The sequence below is a fragment of the Streptomyces sp. NPDC054842 genome (assembly GCF_053611025.1).
Genome location: NZ_JBSGZN010000022.1, coordinates 75,123 through 93,348, shown reverse-complemented (window position 1 = coordinate 93,348; position 18,226 = coordinate 75,123). Strand labels below are relative to the sequence as shown.

The window sequence follows — 18,226 nt, the reverse complement described above, 5'->3', positions numbered from 1 at the left end:
GGACGGGGCGGGCCCGGCGCGGTGGGGCCCGCCGGGCCGGGCGCGCGGTCAGGGGCCGACGTCGAGCTGGTTGCGGTCGATGCCGATCTTCACCCCGCCGTGGGTCTCGGTGCGGTCGCCCGCGTACTGGTGGATGCGCTGGTGGTCCGCCCACATGGTGTCCGGGATCGCCGGGTCGGACGTGGTGGCCGAGTCGTTCCAGCGGGCGAAGTGGATCACGTCGGGGAGCGTGCCGCCGTCCGCGTTCGCGACGAGGTCGGGGACCAGGGAGGTCGCGCTGCCGTACGCCCCCGAGCGGTAGCCGAGTTCGTGCAGCCGCTCGGTGTACGCCTCCAGGTACGCGAGCACGCGCCGGGTCACCGCCGCGCCGCGGACGTAGTGCTCCAGGTCGTTGTAGATCACGGTGCCCTTGCCGAAGCCGAGCGCCCCCGCCTGCCGGGCGGCGTCGTCGGCGGCGGCGGTGCCCTGCGGCTCCGGGTCGGTGATCGCCGTACAGCCGCTCCCGCAGCTGCCTCCGTCGGACGAGGGCTGCCGGCCGACGTAGAGCGGGAAGAAGCGCCAGCCGTTGGCGTACTGGGTCTGCACCCAGCGGGCGGTGAGGTTGCGCTGGGCGCAGGCGCGGTTGATGCCGCCGATGTAGATGCCGACCGCGCCGTAGCCGGAGGTGCCCTTCCAGGCGTCCATGGCCGCCTGGCCGGGGGCGGTGCAGGCGTCGAAGCCCTTGCCCCGGAAGGCCGTCGCGTCGGCGGGCAGGGCCGCGGGAGCGCCGGCGAGGGTCTCGGCCCGCGCGGAGGCGACGGGCAGCCCGGCGGTGCGCAGGATCTCCCGGATCCGCGAGCGGTCCTGCCCGTACGCGGCGGTGACGGCGATCCGGTCGGCGGTGGCCCGGTAGGTGCCGGCCGTGCGGTTCTCGGTGACCTCGGCGGCGGCGGACCCGGCGGGCTGCACCAGGAGCGCCTCGGTGCGCCCCGCCGGGTCCGCGGGGCAGTTCTGCCGCTCGCCCGGCGTCCCGAGGTACACGACGTGGCGGTCGAAGCGGACGCAGGCGTCCGGGTCCTTCTCCAGGTCCACCACCCGCCAGGACGCGGGGACGGTGAACACGTGGCCCCGGTAGGCGACCTCGACGGTCTCCTCCGGGGGCGGGGACGCGGCCGGAGCGGCGGCGAGCGGATGGGCGGCGAGCGCGGTGGCGGCGGCGAGCACCGTGAGGACACGGGCGCCGCGGCGGCGGACTCGGGGGGAACGGGCTGGCTGGATGGCTCTCTCCTCGGTCGGGCTTCCTGGCCATGAATGGCCGCGCGGGGCGCCCGGCGAACCCCTCGCCGCCGCGGTTCACGCTGTTGCCGGTCCCGGCCGTCGGGTAGGGTGCGGCGCATGTTCGCGCACTCGACCAGGAACTGGTGGTGGACCGCTCATCCGGCGGCCCACTGACTGCGCGTACGCACACACGTCGCGAAGGCCGCCCGAGGGGCGGCCTTCGGTGTTTCCCGGCCCGGCCGTTCCTCCCGGCGGATCTCCGCCCTCCGAGAAGGAACAGGACCGATGAACCTGCCCGACCTGCTCGACGATCCCCGTCCGTTCGCCCTGCTGCGCCGCCGCACCCCCGGCCACGACCACGACACGGTGGAGCTGCTGCTCGGTCCGGTGCGCGAGGTCGACCGCCTGGCCGACATCCCGGTGGGCGAGCGTCCCTCCCTCGCGCTGGTGCCGTTCCGGCAGATCCGCGAGCGCGGTTTCGACGTGCGCGACGACGGCACCCCGCTGGCCGTGCTGACCGCCGAGGAGACGCGCGTGGTCCCGCTGGCCGAGGCGCTGGCGCAGCTCCCGTCGCACGACGTGCGCGTCGAGGACGGCGGCTTCGACGTCGCCGACGAGGAGTACGCCGGGATCGTCGGCCGGGTGCTGGAGGAGGAGATCGGGCGGGGCGAGGGCGCGAACTTCGTCATCCGGCGTACGTACGAGGGCCGGATCCCCGGGTTCGGCCGGGCCGACGCCCTCGCCCTCTTCCGCAGGCTGCTGGTCGGCGAGCGGGGCGCCTACTGGACGTACGTCGTGCACACCGGGGACCGGACGCTGGTCGGGGCGAGCCCCGAGGTGCACGTGCGGATGTCCGGCGGGACCGTCGTGATGAACCCGATCAGCGGGACCTACCGCTACCCGGCCGAGGGGCCGACCCCCGAGGACCTGCTGGACTTCCTCGCCGACGGCAAGGAGATCGAGGAGCTGTCGATGGTCGTCGACGAGGAGCTCAAGATGATGTGCACCGTCGGCGACCGGGGCGGCGTGGTGATCGGGCCGCGGCTCAAGGAGATGGCCCATCTGGCGCACACCGAATACGAGTTGCGGGGCCGCTCGTCGCTGGACGTGCGCGAGGTGCTGCGGGAGACCATGTTCGCGGCGACCGTCACCGGGTCGCCGGTGCAGAACGCCTGCCGGGTGATCGAGCGGCACGAGGTGGGCGGGCGGGGCTACTACGCCGGAGCGCTGGCCCTCCTCGCCCGGGACGAGGGCGGGGCGCAGACCCTCGACTCCCCCATCCTGATCAGGACCGCCGACATCGACGCGGACGGCGGGCTGCGCGTGCCGGTGGGCGCCACGCTGGTCCGCGGCTCGGACCCGGCGGGCGAGGTCGCCGAGACCCACGCGAAGGCCGCCGGGGTCCTGGCGGCGCTGGGGGTGCGTCCGGGCAGGCCGCGGGCCGAGGGCGTACGGCCGCGGCTGGCCGACGATCCGCGTGTGCGGGCCGCGCTGGACGGGCGGCGGGCCGCGCTCGCGCCGTTCTGGCTGCGGATGCAGGAGCGGGCCGACGAACCGGCCGGGCACGCGCTGGTCGTGGACGGCGAGGACACGTTCACCGCGATGCTGGCGCACGTGCTGCGGTCGTGCGGGCTCGCGGTGACGGTGCGGCGGTACGACGAGCCGGGGCTGCGGGAGGCCGTCCTCGGGCACGAGGGGCCGGTGGTCCTCGGCCCCGGTCCCGGCGACCCCTCGGACACCGCCGACCCGAAGATGCGGTTCCTGCGCTCCCTGACCGCCGAGGTGCTGCGCGGGCACCGGCACGGGGTGCTGGGCGTCTGCCTCGGCCATGAGCTGATCGCCGCCGGGCTTGGCCTCCCGATCGTCCGCAAGGACGTCCCGCACCAGGGCGCCCAGACCGGCATCGACCTGTTCGGGCGCACCGAGACCGTCGGCTTCTACAACAGCTTCGCGGCCCGCTGCGACGACCGGGACCGCGCCGGGCTGGCCGCCCGGGGCGTCGAGGTCGCCCTGAGCGCCGCCGGCGAGGTGCACGCGCTGCGCGGGCCCGGGTTCGCGGGCGTGCAGTTCCACCCGGAGTCGGTGCTGTCGCTGCGCGGTACGGAGATCGTGCGGGAGCTGCTGGCTCAGCTGCGCGCGAGCGCCGGCACGAGCACGTTCTCCGAGCGCCGGCCCGCGAGGTAGTCGAGGACGTTGCGCACGGTGGTGTCGACGATCTGGGCGACGGCGTCCTCGGTGTAGTACGCCTGGTGGGAGGTGACCAGGACGTTCGGGAAGGTGACGAGGCGGGCCAGGGTGTCGTCGTCGACGGCCTCCAGGGACCGGTCCACGAAGAACAGGCCCGCCTCGGCCTCGTACACGTCGAGTCCGACTCCCGTGAAGCGGCCCTCGCGCAGCTCGGCGACGAGGGCCCGGGTGTCGACGAGGCCGCCCCGGCTGGAGTTCACGAGGATCGCGTCGTCCTTCATGGAGCGCAGCGCGGCGGCGTCGATGAGGTGCTGGGTCTCCGGCATCAGCGGCAGGTGCAGGGTGACCAGGTCGGCCTCGGCGAGGAGCTGCTGCTTGGGCACGTACTTCATGCCGAGTTCCATGCAGGCGGGGTTCTCGGCGACGTCCCAGCCGAGCAGCCGCATGCCGAAGCCGTGGGCGATCCGGGTGAACGCCTCGCCGATCTTGCCGGTGCCGAGGACGCCCGCGGTGCGGCCGTGCATGTCGCGGCCCATCAGCCCGTCGAGCCGGAAGTCGAAGTCGCGGGTGCGGTTGGCGGCGCGTACGACCCGGCGGTTGACGGCCGTGCCGAGGGTCCAGGCGAATTCGGCGACGGAGTAGGGCGAGTAGTACGAGACGCGGGCGACCGTCAGGCCGAGGCGCCTGGCGGCGTCCAGGTCGATGTTGTTGAAGCCGGTCGAGCGCTGGGCGATCATCCGGGTGCCGCCGGCCGCCAGAATCTCCAGTACGCGGGGCCCCAGTTCGGCGTTGACGCTGCTGGAGACGACCTCGTGGCCGGCCGCGATGGGGGCGGTGTCCTCGGTGAGGAAGACGTCGAGACAGCGGACCTCGCAGTGCCCGTCGAAGGCCTTCTCGATCAGCGGCTTCTCGTCGGACTGGACGCCGAAGGCCAGGATCTCCACGGTTCCTCCCGGGCTGAGGTGGTTACCGCCGAATATAGGGCGGCAACCACCGGGGCGCCGGTCGGCCGGGTCAGCCGAAGAAGACGCCGACCTCCTCGTACAGCTTGGGGTCGACGGTCTTGAGCCTGGCCGTGGCCTCCGCCATCGGGACGCGGACGATGTCCGTGCCGCGCAGGGCGACCATCTTCCCGAAGTCGCCGTCGCGGACGGCCTCGATGGCGTGCAGCCCGAAGCGGGTGGCGAGCCAGCGGTCGAAGGCGCTCGGGGTGCCGCCGCGCTGGACGTGCCCGAGGACCGTGGTCCTGGCCTCCTTGCCGGTGCGCCGCTCGATCTCCTTGGCCAGCCACTCGCCGACGCCGGAGAGCCGGACGTGCCCGAAGGAGTCGAGGGTGCCGTCCTTGAGGACCATGTCGCCGTCCTTGGGCATCGCGCCCTCCGCGACGACCACGATCGGGGCGTACGACGCCTTGAACCGCGAGGTCACCCAGGCGCAGACCTGCTCGACGTCGAAGCGCTGCTCGGGGATCAGGATCACGTTCGCGCCGCCCGCGAGGCCCGAGTGGAGGGCGATCCAGCCCGCGTGCCGCCCCATCACCTCGCAGACGAGGACGCGCATGTGGGACTCGGCGGTGGTGTGCAGCCGGTCGATGGCCTCGGTGGCGATGCCGACGGCGGTGTCGAAGCCGAAGGTGTAGTCGGTGGCCGAGAGGTCGTTGTCTATGGTCTTCGGGACGCCGACGACACCGATGCCGAACTCGTCGTTGAGCCGCGCGGCGACTCCCAGGGTGTCCTCGCCGCCGATCGCGATGAGCGCGTCGACCTCCTGCTTGCCGAGGTTCTCCTTGATCCGGCGGACGGCGTCCTGCTGCTTGAGGGGGTTGGTGCGCGAGGAGCCGAGGATGGTGCCGCCGCGGGGCAGGATCCCGCGCACGGCCGGGATGTCGAGCCGCACGGTGTCGTTCTCCAGGGGGCCTCGCCAGCCGTCCCGGAAGCCGACGAAGTCGTAGCCGTACTCCTGCACGCCCTTGCGGACGATGCCCCGGATGACGGCGTTGAGTCCGGGGCAGTCGCCGCCTCCGGTCAGTACTCCGACTCGCATGGAAGAAGTCCCTTCGCCGGGTTGCCTGAGGGGACTCACGCTAATAGTGATCCAGGTCACTTCGGCATGGGGCGGAAGGTCAATTCCAGTGCAATGTGCGGGAGTTGATCACGCGCCTTCACTCGTCGGTGGCGAACGGGCGGTTTACCCGCTGGGTGTCAGGCGTCGTCGAGGCCGCGCTCTATGGCGTAGCGCACCAGTTCCACGCGGTTGTGCAGCTGGAGCTTGCCGAGGGTGTTCTGCACGTGGTTCTGCACGGTGCGGTGCGAGATGACCAGGCGTTCGGCGATCTGCTTGTAGCTCAGGCCCTTGGCGACCAGCCGCAGGACCTCGGTCTCCCGGTCGGTGAGCTGGGGGGCCTTGGGCTCGTCGGCGCCCGCGGCGGGAGCGGGCTCGGAGGCGAGCCTGCGGTACTCGCCGAGGACCAGGCCCGCGAGTCCGGGAGTGAACACGGGGTCGCCGACCGCCGTCCGGCGCACCGCGTCGATCAGCTCCTCCGTGGACGCCGACTTCAGCAGGTAGCCCGTGGCACCCGACTTGACCGCCTCCAGCACGTCGGCGTGCTCGCCGCTCGCCGACAGGACCAGGACGCGCAGGGCGGGGTCGGCGCCGACGAGTTCCTTGCAGACCTGGACGCCGGGCTTGGCGGGCAGGTTCAGGTCCAGGACGAGGACCTCGGGCGAGACGGCCCGGGCACGGCGTACGGCCTGCTCGCCGTCGCCCGCCGTGGCCACCACCTCGAAACCGGCCTCGGCGAGGTCGCGGGCGACGGCGTCGCGCCACATCGGGTGGTCGTCGACGACCATCACCTTGATCGGGTCCCGGTCCGCCTGCCGCGCCGCCCCGGTCGTCCCCGTCGTCTCCGTCATCACTGCCCCGTCGTCCTCGTCGTCGCGAAAGTCGTCGTACTGCTTCTACTGCTCGTCGTGCTTGTCGTGCTCGTCGCCGCTCGGCGTGCTCGTCGTGCTCTTGGTTCTCGTCGTGCTCGTCGTTGCGTCCGGCCCGCTTCAGTACTCGTGCGCTACCAGTACCGGTACTGGTAGCGGCGCCGGCGCCCCCCTGCGTCAGCGCACCCCCGCGGCCCCCCGCGCGGCCTTCGGCACCTTCAGCTCGACCTCCGTGCCCTGCCCCGGGACCGAGATCAGTTCGGCGGTGCCGCCGATGTCCCGCAGCCGGCCCCGGATCGAGAGGGCGACGCCGAGCCGTCCCTCGCCCTCGGCCTGGGCGAGCCGCCCCTCCGGGATGCCGGGCCCCTCGTCGCGCACGGTCACGATCACCGCGTCCGGCTCGTCCTCGACCAGGATCCAGGCACGGGCGCTCTCCCCGACGTGCTCGCGGACGTTGTCCAGGGCCGCGCCGACCGCACCGGCCAGCTCCCGGGCCGCCGCCGGAGGCAGCGGCACCGGCGCGCCGGGCTCGGACAGGGTCACGCGGGCGCGTGCGTAGCGGGCGAGCAGCGGGCGCAGGTCGACGGGCTCGCCCGTCTCCTCGTCCGGTTCGTCCACCGCGCGGACGACGGCACCGAGCGCCGCGTCCTCGGAGACCCGGGAGACCGGCACCAGTCCCCCGGAGACCAGTGAGCGCAGGGCCACCTCCTGCTCGCCCGCCATCCGCCCCAGCTCGGCCGCCTCGCCGCCGAGCACCGCGCCCCGCCGCTGCACCATGGCGAGGACCTGGAGCACACCGTCGTGGATGTCGCGGGCCAGGCGCTCCCGTTCGCGGGTCGCCGCCTCGATCTCCAGGGCGCGGGCGAGGGTGCGCTCGGAGGCGCGGGCGACCTCGACGACGTAGCCGATGGCGATGGAGGCGACCCAGACGAGGATCACGTTGTGGACGGTGTCCCGGGTCGGGGCGCCGCGCTCGGCGATGTTGACGGCCGCGACGAGCGTGGAGGCGAAGGCCGCCCAGCGCCAGCCGCCCTTGATGGCGAAGGCCAGCACGGATCCCGCGGTCCAGATCGACGGCAGGGTCGGACCGCCCGCCTCTATCCGGGACACGTCGTCGGCGACCCGGGTGAGCAGGACGCCGGCCAGCGCGACGGTGAGGTCGGCGGCGAGGAACGGTCTGGTGCAGGCCGCGGCGCCGGAGACCCGGGGCAGGGTCGCGAGGGTCCACCCGGCCAGCACCACGTAATAGCCGACGGCGACCCAGGGCCGGGGGAACTTGTCGTACGCGGTGACGAAGAGCCCGATCGCGTAGAACAGCGTCAGCACGCGGTACGCGGTGAGCGCACGCCACAGCGGCTGCTCGACCGACATCCTCATGACTCTCTCGCGCTTGGCCATGTCCCCCACCCCCCATGACGGACGCGGTTACGAGCCGGACCGTTCCCCGTCCGCCCGTTCCTTTTCGTCCTGCTCCTGCTGTGCCCGGTCCCTGGCGGCGGCCTGGGCCCTGTCCTTCTCCGCCTGTGCGAGTGCGGCCCTGGCGGCCTTCTCGGCTTCCTTCTCCGCCTTGGCCGCCTCCGCGATCTGCCGCTTGGCGGCCGTCGCGTAGATGTCGACGTACTCCTGGCCGGAGAGCTTCATGATCTCGTACATGACCTCGTCGGTCACCGCGCGGAGCACGAAGCGGTCGTGCTCCATGCCGTTGTAGCGGCTGAAGTCCAGCGGCCTGCCGATGCGGATGCCGGGCCGCATCAGCTTCGGCATCACCTGCCCGGGCGGCTGGATCTTCTCCGTGTCGATCATCGCGACCGGGATCACGGGGGCGCCGGTGGCCAGCGCCACGCGCGCGAGGCCGCCGGGCTTGCCCCGGTAGAGACGTCCGTCGGGCGAGCGGGTGCCCTCGGGATAGATCCCGAACAGCTCACCGCGCTCGATGACGTCGACCCCGCTCTTGATGGCCGCCTCGCCCGCGCCGCGCCCTCCGGAGCGGTCCACGGGAAGCTGGCCCACGCCCTTGAAGAAGGCCGCGGTCATCCGCCCCTTGATGCCGGGAGTGGTGAAGTACTCGGCCTTCGCGATGAACGTCACCTTGCGGTCGAGGACCGCGGGGAGGAAGAAGGAGTCCGAGAACGACAGGTGATTGCTCGCCAGGATGGCGGGGCCCTCGGCGGGAATGTTCTCGAGGCCTTCCACCCAGGGCCTGAAGGCGAGCTTCAGTGGCCCTCCGATGGAAAACTTCATTGCGCCGTAGATCAACCGAGTGCCTCCTGTGTCGTCGGTCAGACCTTAACCCGGGGCACTGCCAATGGCCCCGACGACCCTGGTCGGTGTCAGTGCGGTCGCGTACGGTGAAGTACGCCCCGAACCCTCGGGACCCCCGGGCGCACGTGCCGCCCCCGTCGTCGTGCCGTCCTCCGGTCGGGCCCGTCCCCGGCCGTTCCGCCCGCACATGCCCGTTCCGCCCCCTGATGAACAAGGAGACCGAAGGTGCCGGTCCTTCCCGGAGCCGAGCCGTACCGCCACGAAGGCGGAGAGACCGGCGTCCTCCTCTGTCACGGCTTCACCGGTTCCCCGCAGTCGCTGCGCCCCTGGGCGGAGTACCTGGCCGAGCGGGGCCTGACCGTCGCGCTGCCGCTGCTGCCCGGGCACGGCACGCGCTGGGAGGACATGCAGCTCACCGGCTGGCAGGACTGGTACGCGGAGGTGGACCGCGAGCTGCGGGCCCTGCGGGAGCGGTGCACGCGGGTGTTCGTCTGCGGTCTGTCCATGGGCGGTGCCCTGACCCTGCGGCTGGCCGCCCGGCACGGGGACGACATCAGCGGCATCGTCGTCGTCAACCCGGCGAACAAGGTGCACGGACTCTCCGCGTACGCTCTTCCGGTCCTGCGCCACCTCGTGCGCACGACGAAGGGGCTCACCAGCGACATCGCCAAGGAGGGCGGCGTCGAGATCGGCTACGACAAGGTGCCGCTGCACGCCGCCCACTCGCTGCGGAACTTCTTCCGGGTGGTCGACGCCGAGCTGCCGCAGGTCACGCAGCCGATGCTGCTGCTGCACAGCCCGCAGGACCATGTCGTGCCGCCCGCCGACTCGGCCCGCATCCTCAGCCGGGTGTCGTCCACGGACGTGACCGAGATCCTGCTGGAACAGAGCTACCACGTCGCGACGTTGGACCATGACGCGGACCGGATCTTCGAGGAGAGCTACGCGTTCATCGGCCGGCTCGCGCCCGAGGTCGGCGACGAGTCCGAAGCGGGTCAGGTGAGTCAGCAGGAAGGGACGGCCACCGGTGGCTGAGTACGACGCGGACCGCGGCGAGCCAGACGAGAAGGACCCGCCGCTCGGTGACGAGCAGAGCGTCCCCTTCGACGAGGAGGCCGCGTGGGCGGCGATCGTCGCGGGGTACGGTGCCGAGCCGCCGGACCCGCCCGGCGCCAAGCCGTTCAAGTCCGTCGAGGACCTGGCCCTGCTGGACCCGGAGACGAACGACGCCAAGTCGGACGGCACCGGGGCGGACGACCCGGAGAAGGACGCCACGGGCCGGCGCTCGAAGGAGCCGCCCGCGTCGGCGAGGCCGCTGGGCAGCTCCGTCGCCTTCGCCCCGGGCGTCGGCGGCGGCCCCCGCGACTACGAGTCCCCCGACGCCTCCGAGGACGACTTCGGCGACGACGACGAGGGCCACTTCGTGCCGCCCGAGCCGCCCCCGCTGCCCGCGGCCGACACGACGGCCAAGTTCGCCTGGCTCGCGGTGACCGGCGGGCCCGTGCTGCTGCTGCTCGCCGTGCTGCTCGGCTGGGACATGACCTGGTGGCTCGCCACCCTCGGCATCGGCGGCTTCCTCGGCGGCTTCGGCACGCTGGTCATGCGGATGCGGGGCGACGACGAGGGCGAGGACGACCCCGGCCGCGGCGCGGTCGTCTGAGACCCGCGCCCCTCACGGCCTGACGGCGCGGAGGGGGCGGGGAGACCTAAGCGGCGGGGATTCTGAGGGCGGCCAGGACCGGAAGGTGGTCCGTGGCCGCCCTCAGGTCCGTCTGCGTCACCCCCGGATGGCCGAGCGGCACCCCGCAGCCCAGGATCTCGACGCCCGGGGTGGCGAAGAGCGCGTCGATGCGCTGGTGCGGGTCGGCGGGGGTCGAGGTGTGCTCGGCGCCCCAGGGGGCGGTCGCCCAGCAGTCCCGGAGTTCCTCGCCGACGCGGGTGAAGGCACGGCCGCCGGGACGTTCGTTCAGGTCGCCGCCCGCGACGGCGTACGGGGTGCCGAGTCCGGCGACGCGGTCGAGGAGCATGCCGGCCTGCCGGTACCGCTCGTCCTTCTGCAGTGAGAGATGGCAGCTCAGGACGCCCAGGCGGGCCCCGCCGAAGCGGACCACGGCGGTCGCGAAGCCGCGGCGGTGCAGGCCCGGGGTGAGCGGGAGCAGGACGTCCTCGGTCCGTTCGACCGTCGCGCGCAGACTGCACAGGACGGCGGGCCCGGACGCCGTGGCGCCGCCCGTCAGGACCACCTGCCCCGAGGCCGCCGCGAGCCGGGCCAGTTTCTTGCGCCAGCGGAAGAACCGCGGCGCCTCCTGGACGAGGACCAGGTCGGGCGCGCAGGCGCCGATAACCCGGGCGAGGGCGTCGGTGTCGTCGCGCATCGACCGGATGTTGTAGCTGAGCACCCGTACGACGGCCGAACCGTCGGCCTCGGTGCGGGAGTCGGGCAGCGGACTGGTCGCGCTCGGCGTGCTCGCAGACATGCCGATCAAGATACGACAGCCGCCCCCGGCCCACGTCCAGGACGGCCCCACCCGTTCCGGCGGTTCGGCCGGCGGCCGGGGCACGCCCTGACCGGTTGGGGGTCGCGTCGGGGGGCGGCGCCCGGCCGTCGGGCAGGCGCGGCGGCGGTGGCGTACGAACGCGGCAGCGCCCGCCGTGCCCCTCGTGGGGTGCGGCGGGCGCTGCCGTGGAGCGGGGGCCGTCACATGACGGGGTCGGGCTCCCGGGCCAGGTCGGCCGCACCGACGAGACCGGCCTTGTTGCCCAGCTGCGCGGCGATGACGTCGGCCACGGGCCGCCAGTTCCCGCCGACCAGCCAGCGCTTGTACGACTTGCGGATCGGGTCGAGCACCAGGTCGCCCTCGTCCGACAGGCCGCCGCCCACGATGAAGGCGGAGGGGTCGAAGAGGGAGGCCAGGTCGGCCAGGCCGGCGCCGGCCCAGCGGGCCAGCTCGCGGTAGGAGTCCACGGCGACCGGGCAGCCCTGCCGGGCGGCCATCGAGATGTGCTTGCCCTCGATCCCGTCCGGGGTGCCGTCCCCGAGGGCCAGCAGGACCTCGGCGCGCTCGGGGGTGGCGTTGGCGCGCTGCTTGGCGTAGCGCACGAGGGCCCGGCCGGACGCGTACTGCTCCCAGCAGCCCTGCGAACCGCAGCCGCACAGCAGCCCGTCCGGCACCATGCGGATGTGCCCGAACTCGGCGGCGACGCCGAAGTGCCCGCGGCGCAGCTTGTTGCCGATGATGATGCCGCCGCCGAGGCCGGTGCCGAGGGTGATGCAGATGACGTTGCGGTGCCCCTTGCCGGCACCGAACTTGTACTCGCCCCAGGCGGCCGCGTTCGCGTCGTTCTCCACGACGACGGGCAGACCGACCCGGGCCTCGACCTCGTCCTTCAGCGGCTCCTGCCGCCAGTCGATGTTCGGCGCGAAGTACACGGTCGAGCGCTGACGGTTGACGTAACCGGCGGCACCGATGCCCACGCCCACGATGTCGTGCCCCGCCCGGGCGCCCTCCACTGCCGCGGCGATGGCGTCCACGATCGCCTGCGGCGTGGTCGGGGTCGGCACCTTGAAGGTCGAGAGGATGTTGCCTTCCTCGTCGACCACGCCGGCCGCGATCTTCGTGCCGCCGATGTCGACGCCGATGGTGAGTCCCATGAATCCCTCAGTTTCGGTCGAGCCCCGCTACGGGCAACCGTACCCGAGGGGCTCTCAGTCCAAGTCGATGTGTTCCCCGGGACCGGTGCCCTCGTCCCGGGGCCGGGTGGTGTCCCCGGCCGTCCAGCGCCGCTCCTGGGCCTCGACGGCGGAGCGGTAGGCGGCCAGCAGCTCGGAGCCGGCGGCCGCCAGGTGGTCGAAGACGTCCGGGTTGCGCTCGATGACCGGTTCCACCGCCGCCTTGGCCTGCTGCACGACCTGGCTGACCATCTGCTGGGCCGTGCCCGAGGCGACGGCTCCGAACAGGGGCGACTGCAGTCCGGACAGCTTGTCGGCGACGGCGTCGACCAGCTTGCGCAGTTCCTCGGCGGCGGAGCCGGGCGGCTTGCCCTGCTCGGCCCGGCGGCGGGCCTTCTCCGCCGCCAGGTCCTCGGCGCACGCCTTCGCCCAGGCGTCGGCGTCGGCGTCGGCGGCTCGCACCTCGTCGTCCCGGTCCTGAGCGGCGTCGGACGTGGGGCGCTCTTCGCTCATGGCGGACTCCTGACTACGTTTCGTCCCTCCGACGTTACCCGAACGGAGGTAAGCGGTTCACCGTGTCCGCGCCCGGTTTCCCGGCCGGTGCCCGCGATCCGGTCATCCGCCCCGCGGCCACAGTCCGGGATCGGGGGCGAACCGGACGCGCAGCTCGCCCTCGCGCAGGGCGGCGCCCGCCACCGTGCAGCGGCGCAGCACGGAGGGCAGCGGCACGATCCGGCGGAACGGTCCGACGGCCACGACGAGTTCGTCGCCGCGGCGCACGAGGTCGAGTTCCTCGCGTATCGCGCCGGGCAGCGGGAGGTGCCAGACGAGCACCCCGTCGTCGGCGAGGTGGTCGGTGACGGGCCACTCGACCGGCGTCCCGGGTTCACCCGGACCGGGGACGGCGAGTGCGGTCAGGTCGTCGGCGCCGCGGGGGTCGTGCCCGAGGTGCGTGACCTCGTGCAGGGCGTACGCTCCCCGCCACTCGTCCAGGGCCTTGCCCTGCTGGGCCGACAGCGCGGCCAGCCAGTGGTCCTCGGTGTCGGCAGGCAGCACGCGGTTGGCGATCAGCGAGTCGACGCGCAGGCCGCGCAGGGCCAGGGCGGTGGCCGCGGTGCGTACGGCGTCGGCGCCGGCCGGTCCGGGCTCGGCGACCAGCCGTACGGTCGTGGCGGCGTCCGCGACGACCGCCTCCACGGCGGCGAGCTCGACGTCCCAGCGGGCCGCAGTCTCGTACAGCCACTCCGCGGGCATCGGTACGCCGGCCAGCCGGCCGAGCATGGGGCGCAGGGCGCGGGCCGCCTGTCGTTCGGCGGGGAGCAGCCGGCGCAGATAGCGGCGCAGTTCCTCGGGGAGGGCGAGGAGGGCGAGGGCCTGCGGGGCCGGCGGGAGGTCGACGACCAGCAGGCCGTACGTGCCCGAGGTGGCCGCGTCGCGCAGGGCGCGGAGCAGCGCGAGCTCCTCGGCGCCGGGCAGCGGGGTGACCTCCTCGGCGTCGAGGCGGGTGGCGCCGAGCAGGTCCAGGGCGCCGGTGGCGCGCTCCTGGAACGCCGTGAGGTCGTCGCGGAAGCGTTCCGCCGCGTCGGGGCGCCAGGCGGTGAGGTGCGGCGCGGCCTCGACGGGGTCGGCGCCGGTGCGGGTGCCGAGGCACGCCCCGAGGGTGTCGGTGCGGTCGGCGCTCAGGACCAGGGTGCGGGTGCCCTCGCGGGCGGCCTTCAGCGCGGTGGCCGCGGCGACGGTGGTGCGGCCGGTGCCGCCTTGGCCGGTGATCAGGATGGTGCGCATGGTGGTGAACGGTACCTGGGCCTTGCCGGCCGGGGGGCGGGGTCCACCTGGGCGTTGGCCTGCCCGGCGGGGTGGGTCTGGCTCCGCCGGCCGCGTTGTGAGGGTGCCGTCGGTTGCCCCGCCGTCGATCGCCCTGCGGGCTCGTCCTCAAACGCCGGACGGGCTGAATGCTCACCCCCGACGCCCCCGGCACCCTCGGTCCCCCGACCACCGAACGCCCTCCGGACTCGTCCTCAAGCGCCGGACGGGCTGAATGCTCACCCCCGACGCCCCCGACACCCTCGGTCCCCCGACCACCGAACGCCCTGCGAGCTCGTCCTCAAACGCCGGACGGGCTGAATGCTCACCCCCGACGCCCCGGCAATCTCGGTCTCCCGACCGCCGAACGCCCTGCGGGCTCGTCCTCAAACGCCGGACGGGCTGAATGCTCGCCCCCGACGCCGGAGCGCGCCCTCGGCATCGTCGGGCGGCGTCGCGCTCCGGCTACTTCTCGCCGGATTCCACTCGCTTCTTCAGGCCCGCCAGGGCGCGGTCGATGATGACCTTTTCGGCCTTGCGCTTGATCATGCCGAGCATGGGGATCTTGACGTCGACGGTCAGGCGGTAGGTGACCTCGGTGGCGCCGGCGCCGGCCGGGGCGAGGTGGTACGAGCCGTCCAGGGAGCGGAGCATCTGGGACTTGACCAGGGTCCAGGAGACCTCGTGGTCGCCGGTCCAGGTGTAGCCCAGCGTCTGGTCGTCCTTGATGGCGCCCGCGTCCATGACGAGACGCACCTGCTCGGCGCGGCCCTGCGCGTCCGTGGCGAGAACCTCCGCCTCCTTCACCTCGCCGGTCCAGTCCGGGTAGCGGGCGAAGTCCGCGATCACCGCCATGACGTCGGCCGGTGCCGCCTCGATCGTGATGCTCGAGCTGGTGTGTTCCGCCATCGCGGTGGCTCCTCCAGATGCGGTCCGGTGAGGAAGGGTGCTGCGCACGTGTGTGCAGCGTGAAGGCTACCGCGCGCGGACCCGCCCGCCGTCACCGCGTCCGCGGCCGCCCGCCGTCCGCCGCGCCCCGTGTCGCCGGGGCCGGGAACACCGCGTGGCCCGCCCGGTGGATCCGGGACCTCACCACTCCAGGGCCCAGGGCCGGCCCGAACTCGCGAAGTGCCCCACGTTCACGCACTCGGTCGCCCCGACGCGCATCCGCCGGACCAGCGGCTGGTGGACGTGGCCGAACAGCGAGTAGCGCGGGCGGGTGCGGTGGATGGCGTCCAGCAGGGCCCGGCTGCCGCGTTCGAAACGGCGCGCGACCGTGTCGTACACCAGCTCCGGCACCTCCGGCGGGATGTGCGTGCACAGCACGTCGACCTCGCCGACCGCCTCGATCTTCGCCGCGTACTCCTCGTCGCTGATCTCGTACGGCGTGCGCATGGGCGTGCGCAGTCCGCCGCCGACGAACCCGAAGACCCACCCGCCGATCTCCACCCGTTCGCCGTCGAGGACCGTCGTACCGGGTCCGGCGTATTCCGGCCACAGGGTCGGCATGTCGACATTGCCGTAGGTCGCGTACGTCGGTGTCGGGAAGGCCCCGAACAGTTCGGCGTACTGCCGGCGGACCGCCTTCTCGATGGCCGCCGCCCGGTCCGCGCCGATCCCGCTCCACAGCCGCGCCCCGAACTCGCGCGCCTCCTCGAAGCGGCGGGCGGTGCGCAGCTCGACGATGCGGTCCGCGTTCTCCGGGCCGAACAGGTCGGGGAAGATGCCGCGCGAATGGTCGGCGTAGTCCAGGAAGAGCACCAGGTCACCGAGGCAGATCAGGGCGTCGGCGCCCTCTTTGGCCGTGGCCAGGTCGCGCGCGTTGCCGTGCACGTCGCTGACCACGTGGACGCGCGTCCTTCGGTTACCGCCTCGTGTGGGTGCCATGACGATCAAGCGTAGGCGTGTGCGGCAAACGTGAACAGAGGCGGCCGGACCTGCGGTTACTGGCTAGTCCCGAAGGGGGTGGACTACTGTGCGCGAAGGAACGCCAACACGTGTGACGCATAGAACATCTCGCCGGGACCCCCTGTCGAAGAAGCCATACCGGCGGGTAACGTCCGGGCCGTCCAGTCGTGCTCAGGATTTCAACCATGACGTCTTCGAGCACCTGCCCGAGCCTTGGACCGCACCGTCGCATCACACAGAGTCGTGGCGCCGGCGCCCTATGAGGAGCAGCAGTCTTGCGCGAGTTCAGCCTTCCGGCTTTGTACGAGGTCCCTGCGGACGGCAATCTGACCGACATCGTCCGCAGAAACGCCGCGCAGCATCCCGACGTCGCCGTCATCGCCCGCAAGGTGGGCGGCACGTGGACGGACGTCAGCGCCACGACGTTCCTCGCCGAGGTGCGGGCCGCGGCCAAGGGCCTGATCGCATCCGGCGTCCAGCCGGGCGACCGGGTCGGCCTGATGTCCCGCACCCGCTACGAGTGGACCCTGCTCGACTTCGCGATCTGGAGCGCCGGCGCGGTCACCGTCCCGGTGTACGAGACCAGCTCGGCGGAGCAGGTGCAGTGGATCCTGGGCGACTCGGGCGCGACCGCCTGCATCGTCGAGCTGGAGACGCACGCCGCCTCCGTCGAGTCGGTGCGCGACCGGCTGCCCGCGCTGAAGCACATCTGGCAGATCGACGCCGGCGGCGTCGAGGAGCTGGGGCGCGCGGGCAAGGACGTCTCCGACGAGACCGTCGAGGAGCGCAGCTCGGCCGCCAAGGCCGACGACCCGGCGACCATCGTCTACACCAGCGGCACGACCGGCCGCCCCAAGGGCTGTGTCCTCACCCACCGCGCCTTCTTCGCCGAGTGCGGCAACATCGTGGAGCGGCTGCGCCCGCTGTTCCGCACCGGCGAGTGCTCGGTCCTGCTCTTCCTGCCGCTCGCACACGTCTTCGGGCGCCTGGTGCAGGTGGCGCCGATGATGGCGCCGATCAAGCTCGGCTGCGTCCCGGACATCAAGAACCTCACCGACGAGCTGGCGGCGTTCCGGCCGACGCTGATCCTCGGCGTGCCGCGCGTCTTCGAGAAGGTCTACAACTCGGCGCGCGCCAAGGCGCAGGCCGACGGCAAGGGCAAGATCTTCGACAAGGCGGCGGACACCGCGATCGCGTACAGCCGCGCGCTCGACACCCCTTCCGGGCCGTCCCTCGGCCTGAAGATCAAGTACAAGACCTTCGACAAGCTCGTCTACAGCAAGCTGCGGGCCGTGCTCGGCGGACGGGGCGAGTACGCGATCTCCGGCGGCGCGCCGCTCGGCGAGCGCCTCGGCCACTTCTTCCGCGGCATCGGCTTCACGGTCCTGGAGGGCTACGGGCTCACCGAGTCCTGCGCGGCCACCGCCTTCAACCCGTGGGACCGCACCAAGATCGGCACGGTCGGGCAGCCGCTGCCGGGCTCCGTGGTGCGGATCGCGGACGACGGCGAGGTGCTGCTGCACGGCGAGCACCTGTTCAAGGAGTACTGGAACAACGAGGGCGCGACCGCCGAGGCGCTGGCGGACGGCTGGTTCCACACCGGTGACATCGGCACCCTCGACGAGGACGGGTACCTCCGGATCACCGGCCGCAAGAAGGAGATCATCGTCACCGCGGGCGGCAAGAACGTCGCCCCGGCCGTGATCGAGGACCGTATCCGGGCGCACGCGCTGGTCGCGGAGTGCATGGTGGTCGGCGACGGGCGGCCCTTCGTGGGCGCGCTGGTCACCGTCGACGAGGAGTTCCTCGGCCGCTGGGCCGAGGAGCACGGGAAGCCGGCCGGGTCCACGGCGGCGTCGCTCCGGGAGGACCCGGAGCTGCTCCGCGCCATCCAGGACGCCGTCGACGACGGCAACTCGGCGGTGTCCAAAGCCGAGTCGGTGCGGAAGTTCCGGCTGCTGCCGGCGCAGTTCACCGAGGAGTCGGGGCATCTCACGCCGTCGCTGAAGCTGAAGCGGAACGTGGTGGCGAAGGACTTCGCGGACGAGATCGAGGCGATTTATCGGGGCTGATGCCCGAGCAGCGGTTCCCCTGTCGGCCGGGGTGAGCGGTGGGCGGGGTCCACTGGGCGTGGGGGCCTTGTGGGGTGGGGTGGGGAGGGCGTCCGGGTGTGCGGGCGCCCTTTTCGTGTGCGGGGTGTTGTCCCCGG

The 18,226-nt window shown here is 72.9% G+C and carries 17 protein-coding genes; 5 read left to right on the top strand and 12 right to left on the bottom strand.

The annotated features are described in order from the left end of the window. Positions 1–48: 48 nt before the first annotated feature. Positions 49–1,203 (bottom strand): glycoside hydrolase domain-containing protein, encoded by a 1,155-nt coding sequence (locus tag ACWGIS_RS19070; protein WP_453363596.1) that lies wholly within the window; start codon positions 1,201–1,203, stop codon positions 49–51. Positions 1,204–1,290: 87 nt separating this feature from the next. Here ACWGIS_RS19070 and ACWGIS_RS19065 point away from each other — a divergent pair, with 87 nt between their 5' ends. Both ACWGIS_RS19065 and ACWGIS_RS19060 read left to right on the top strand, forming a co-directional pair. Beyond that, positions 1,291–1,431, top strand: a complete 141-nt coding sequence (locus tag ACWGIS_RS19065) for a trp operon leader peptide (protein WP_453363595.1) — start codon at positions 1,291–1,293, stop codon at positions 1,429–1,431. 111 nt (positions 1,432–1,542) lie between these two features. Beyond that, the gene (locus tag ACWGIS_RS19060) at positions 1,543–3,441 is read left to right on the top strand and encodes an anthranilate synthase family protein (protein WP_453363594.1); all 1,899 of its coding nucleotides are present in this window, start codon (positions 1,543–1,545) and stop codon (positions 3,439–3,441) included. Here the strand turns inward: ACWGIS_RS19060 and ACWGIS_RS19055 are convergent. The 5 genes from ACWGIS_RS19055 to ACWGIS_RS19035 form a co-directional block, all read right to left on the bottom strand. Further along, positions 3,384–4,388 (bottom strand): 2-hydroxyacid dehydrogenase, encoded by a 1,005-nt coding sequence (locus tag ACWGIS_RS19055; protein ID WP_453363593.1) that lies wholly within the window; start codon positions 4,386–4,388, stop codon positions 3,384–3,386. The genes ACWGIS_RS19060 and ACWGIS_RS19055 overlap by 58 nt on opposite strands. A 70-nt stretch (positions 4,389–4,458) precedes the next feature. Next, positions 4,459–5,487, bottom strand: a complete 1,029-nt coding sequence (locus ACWGIS_RS19050; RefSeq protein ID WP_453363592.1) for a 6-phosphofructokinase — start codon at positions 5,485–5,487, stop codon at positions 4,459–4,461. Positions 5,488–5,645: 158 nt separating this feature from the next. Beyond that, positions 5,646–6,293 (bottom strand): response regulator, encoded by a 648-nt coding sequence (locus ACWGIS_RS19045; RefSeq protein ID WP_453363635.1) that lies wholly within the window; start codon positions 6,291–6,293, stop codon positions 5,646–5,648. 258 nt (positions 6,294–6,551) lie between these two features. Continuing rightward, complete coding sequence (gene macS / locus ACWGIS_RS19040) at positions 6,552–7,772, bottom strand: MacS family sensor histidine kinase (RefSeq protein WP_453363591.1); 1,221 nt, start codon at positions 7,770–7,772, stop codon at positions 6,552–6,554. Positions 7,773–7,799: 27 nt separating this feature from the next. Then, positions 7,800–8,615, bottom strand: coding sequence for a lysophospholipid acyltransferase family protein (locus ACWGIS_RS19035; protein WP_453363590.1), 816 nt, complete (start codon positions 8,613–8,615; stop codon positions 7,800–7,802). Between the two features lie 246 nt (positions 8,616–8,861). Here ACWGIS_RS19035 and ACWGIS_RS19030 point away from each other — a divergent pair, with 246 nt between their 5' ends. Together ACWGIS_RS19030 and ACWGIS_RS19025 are read left to right on the top strand one after the other, a co-directional pair. Further along, on the top strand, positions 8,862–9,671 hold the full coding sequence (locus ACWGIS_RS19030; RefSeq protein ID WP_453363589.1) for an alpha/beta hydrolase: 810 nt from the start codon (positions 8,862–8,864) through the stop codon (positions 9,669–9,671). Continuing rightward, positions 9,664–10,296, top strand: coding sequence for a hypothetical protein (locus tag ACWGIS_RS19025; protein ID WP_453363588.1), 633 nt, complete (start codon positions 9,664–9,666; stop codon positions 10,294–10,296). Before ACWGIS_RS19030 ends, ACWGIS_RS19025 begins: the two co-directional genes overlap by 8 nt. Before the next feature lie 46 nt (positions 10,297–10,342). Here ACWGIS_RS19025 and ACWGIS_RS19020 read toward each other — a convergent pair whose 3' ends face one another. The 6 genes from ACWGIS_RS19020 to ACWGIS_RS18995 form a co-directional block, all read right to left on the bottom strand. Then, positions 10,343–11,113 carry an endonuclease/exonuclease/phosphatase family protein gene (locus ACWGIS_RS19020; protein ID WP_453363587.1) on the bottom strand — a complete coding sequence of 257 codons (771 nt, stop codon included), beginning with the start codon at positions 11,111–11,113 and terminating at the stop codon, positions 10,343–10,345. A 221-nt stretch (positions 11,114–11,334) separates the two neighbouring features. After that, positions 11,335–12,288, bottom strand: a complete 954-nt coding sequence (locus ACWGIS_RS19015) for an ROK family glucokinase (RefSeq protein WP_355794362.1) — start codon at positions 12,286–12,288, stop codon at positions 11,335–11,337. A gap of 54 nt (positions 12,289–12,342) precedes the next feature. Then, entirely contained in the window at positions 12,343–12,819 is a 477-nt protein-coding gene (locus ACWGIS_RS19010) for a DUF5304 domain-containing protein (protein ID WP_453363586.1), read from the bottom strand. Between the two features lie 102 nt (positions 12,820–12,921). Continuing rightward, positions 12,922–14,091 (bottom strand): ArsA family ATPase, encoded by a 1,170-nt coding sequence (locus tag ACWGIS_RS19005; protein WP_453363585.1) that lies wholly within the window; start codon positions 14,089–14,091, stop codon positions 12,922–12,924. A gap of 483 nt (positions 14,092–14,574) precedes the next feature. Next, positions 14,575–15,018 carry an SRPBCC family protein gene (locus tag ACWGIS_RS19000; protein WP_453363584.1) on the bottom strand — a complete coding sequence of 148 codons (444 nt, stop codon included), beginning with the start codon at positions 15,016–15,018 and terminating at the stop codon, positions 14,575–14,577. 180 nt (positions 15,019–15,198) lie between these two features. Then, entirely contained in the window at positions 15,199–15,996 is a 798-nt protein-coding gene (locus ACWGIS_RS18995; RefSeq protein WP_453363583.1) for a metallophosphoesterase family protein, read from the bottom strand. Positions 15,997–16,292: 296 nt separating this feature from the next. Here ACWGIS_RS18995 and ACWGIS_RS18990 point away from each other — a divergent pair, with 296 nt between their 5' ends. After that, positions 16,293–18,089, top strand: a complete 1,797-nt coding sequence (locus ACWGIS_RS18990) for an AMP-dependent synthetase/ligase (RefSeq protein WP_453363582.1) — start codon at positions 16,293–16,295, stop codon at positions 18,087–18,089. The last annotated feature ends 137 nt before the right edge of the window (positions 18,090–18,226 follow it).

Bases quoted from the DNA above. Each gene is read 5' to 3' on its own strand.
- ACWGIS_RS19045 (WP_453363635.1), bottom strand. From the start codon at position 6,293: ATGGTCGTCGACGACCACCCGATGTGGCGCGACGCCGTCGCCCGCGAC.
- ACWGIS_RS19060 (WP_453363594.1), top strand. From the start codon at position 1,543: ATGAACCTGCCCGACCTGCTCGACGATCCCCGTCCGTTCGCCCTGCTG.
- ACWGIS_RS19000 (WP_453363584.1), bottom strand. From the start codon at position 15,018: ATGGCGGAACACACCAGCTCGAGCATCACGATCGAGGCGGCACCGGCC.
- ACWGIS_RS18995 (WP_453363583.1), bottom strand. From the start codon at position 15,996: ATGGCACCCACACGAGGCGGTAACCGAAGGACGCGCGTCCACGTGGTC.
- ACWGIS_RS19050 (WP_453363592.1), bottom strand. From the start codon at position 5,487: ATGCGAGTCGGAGTACTGACCGGAGGCGGCGACTGCCCCGGACTCAAC.
- macS (WP_453363591.1), bottom strand. From the start codon at position 7,772: ATGGCCAAGCGCGAGAGAGTCATGAGGATGTCGGTCGAGCAGCCGCTG.
- ACWGIS_RS19035 (WP_453363590.1), bottom strand. From the start codon at position 8,615: ATGAAGTTTTCCATCGGAGGGCCACTGAAGCTCGCCTTCAGGCCCTGG.
- ACWGIS_RS19010 (WP_453363586.1), bottom strand. From the start codon at position 12,819: ATGAGCGAAGAGCGCCCCACGTCCGACGCCGCTCAGGACCGGGACGAC.
- ACWGIS_RS19020 (WP_453363587.1), bottom strand. From the start codon at position 11,113: ATGTCTGCGAGCACGCCGAGCGCGACCAGTCCGCTGCCCGACTCCCGC.
- ACWGIS_RS19065 (WP_453363595.1), top strand. From the start codon at position 1,291: ATGGCCGCGCGGGGCGCCCGGCGAACCCCTCGCCGCCGCGGTTCACGC.
- ACWGIS_RS19005 (WP_453363585.1), bottom strand. From the start codon at position 14,091: ATGCGCACCATCCTGATCACCGGCCAAGGCGGCACCGGCCGCACCACC.
- ACWGIS_RS19015 (WP_355794362.1), bottom strand. From the start codon at position 12,288: ATGGGACTCACCATCGGCGTCGACATCGGCGGCACGAAGATCGCGGCC.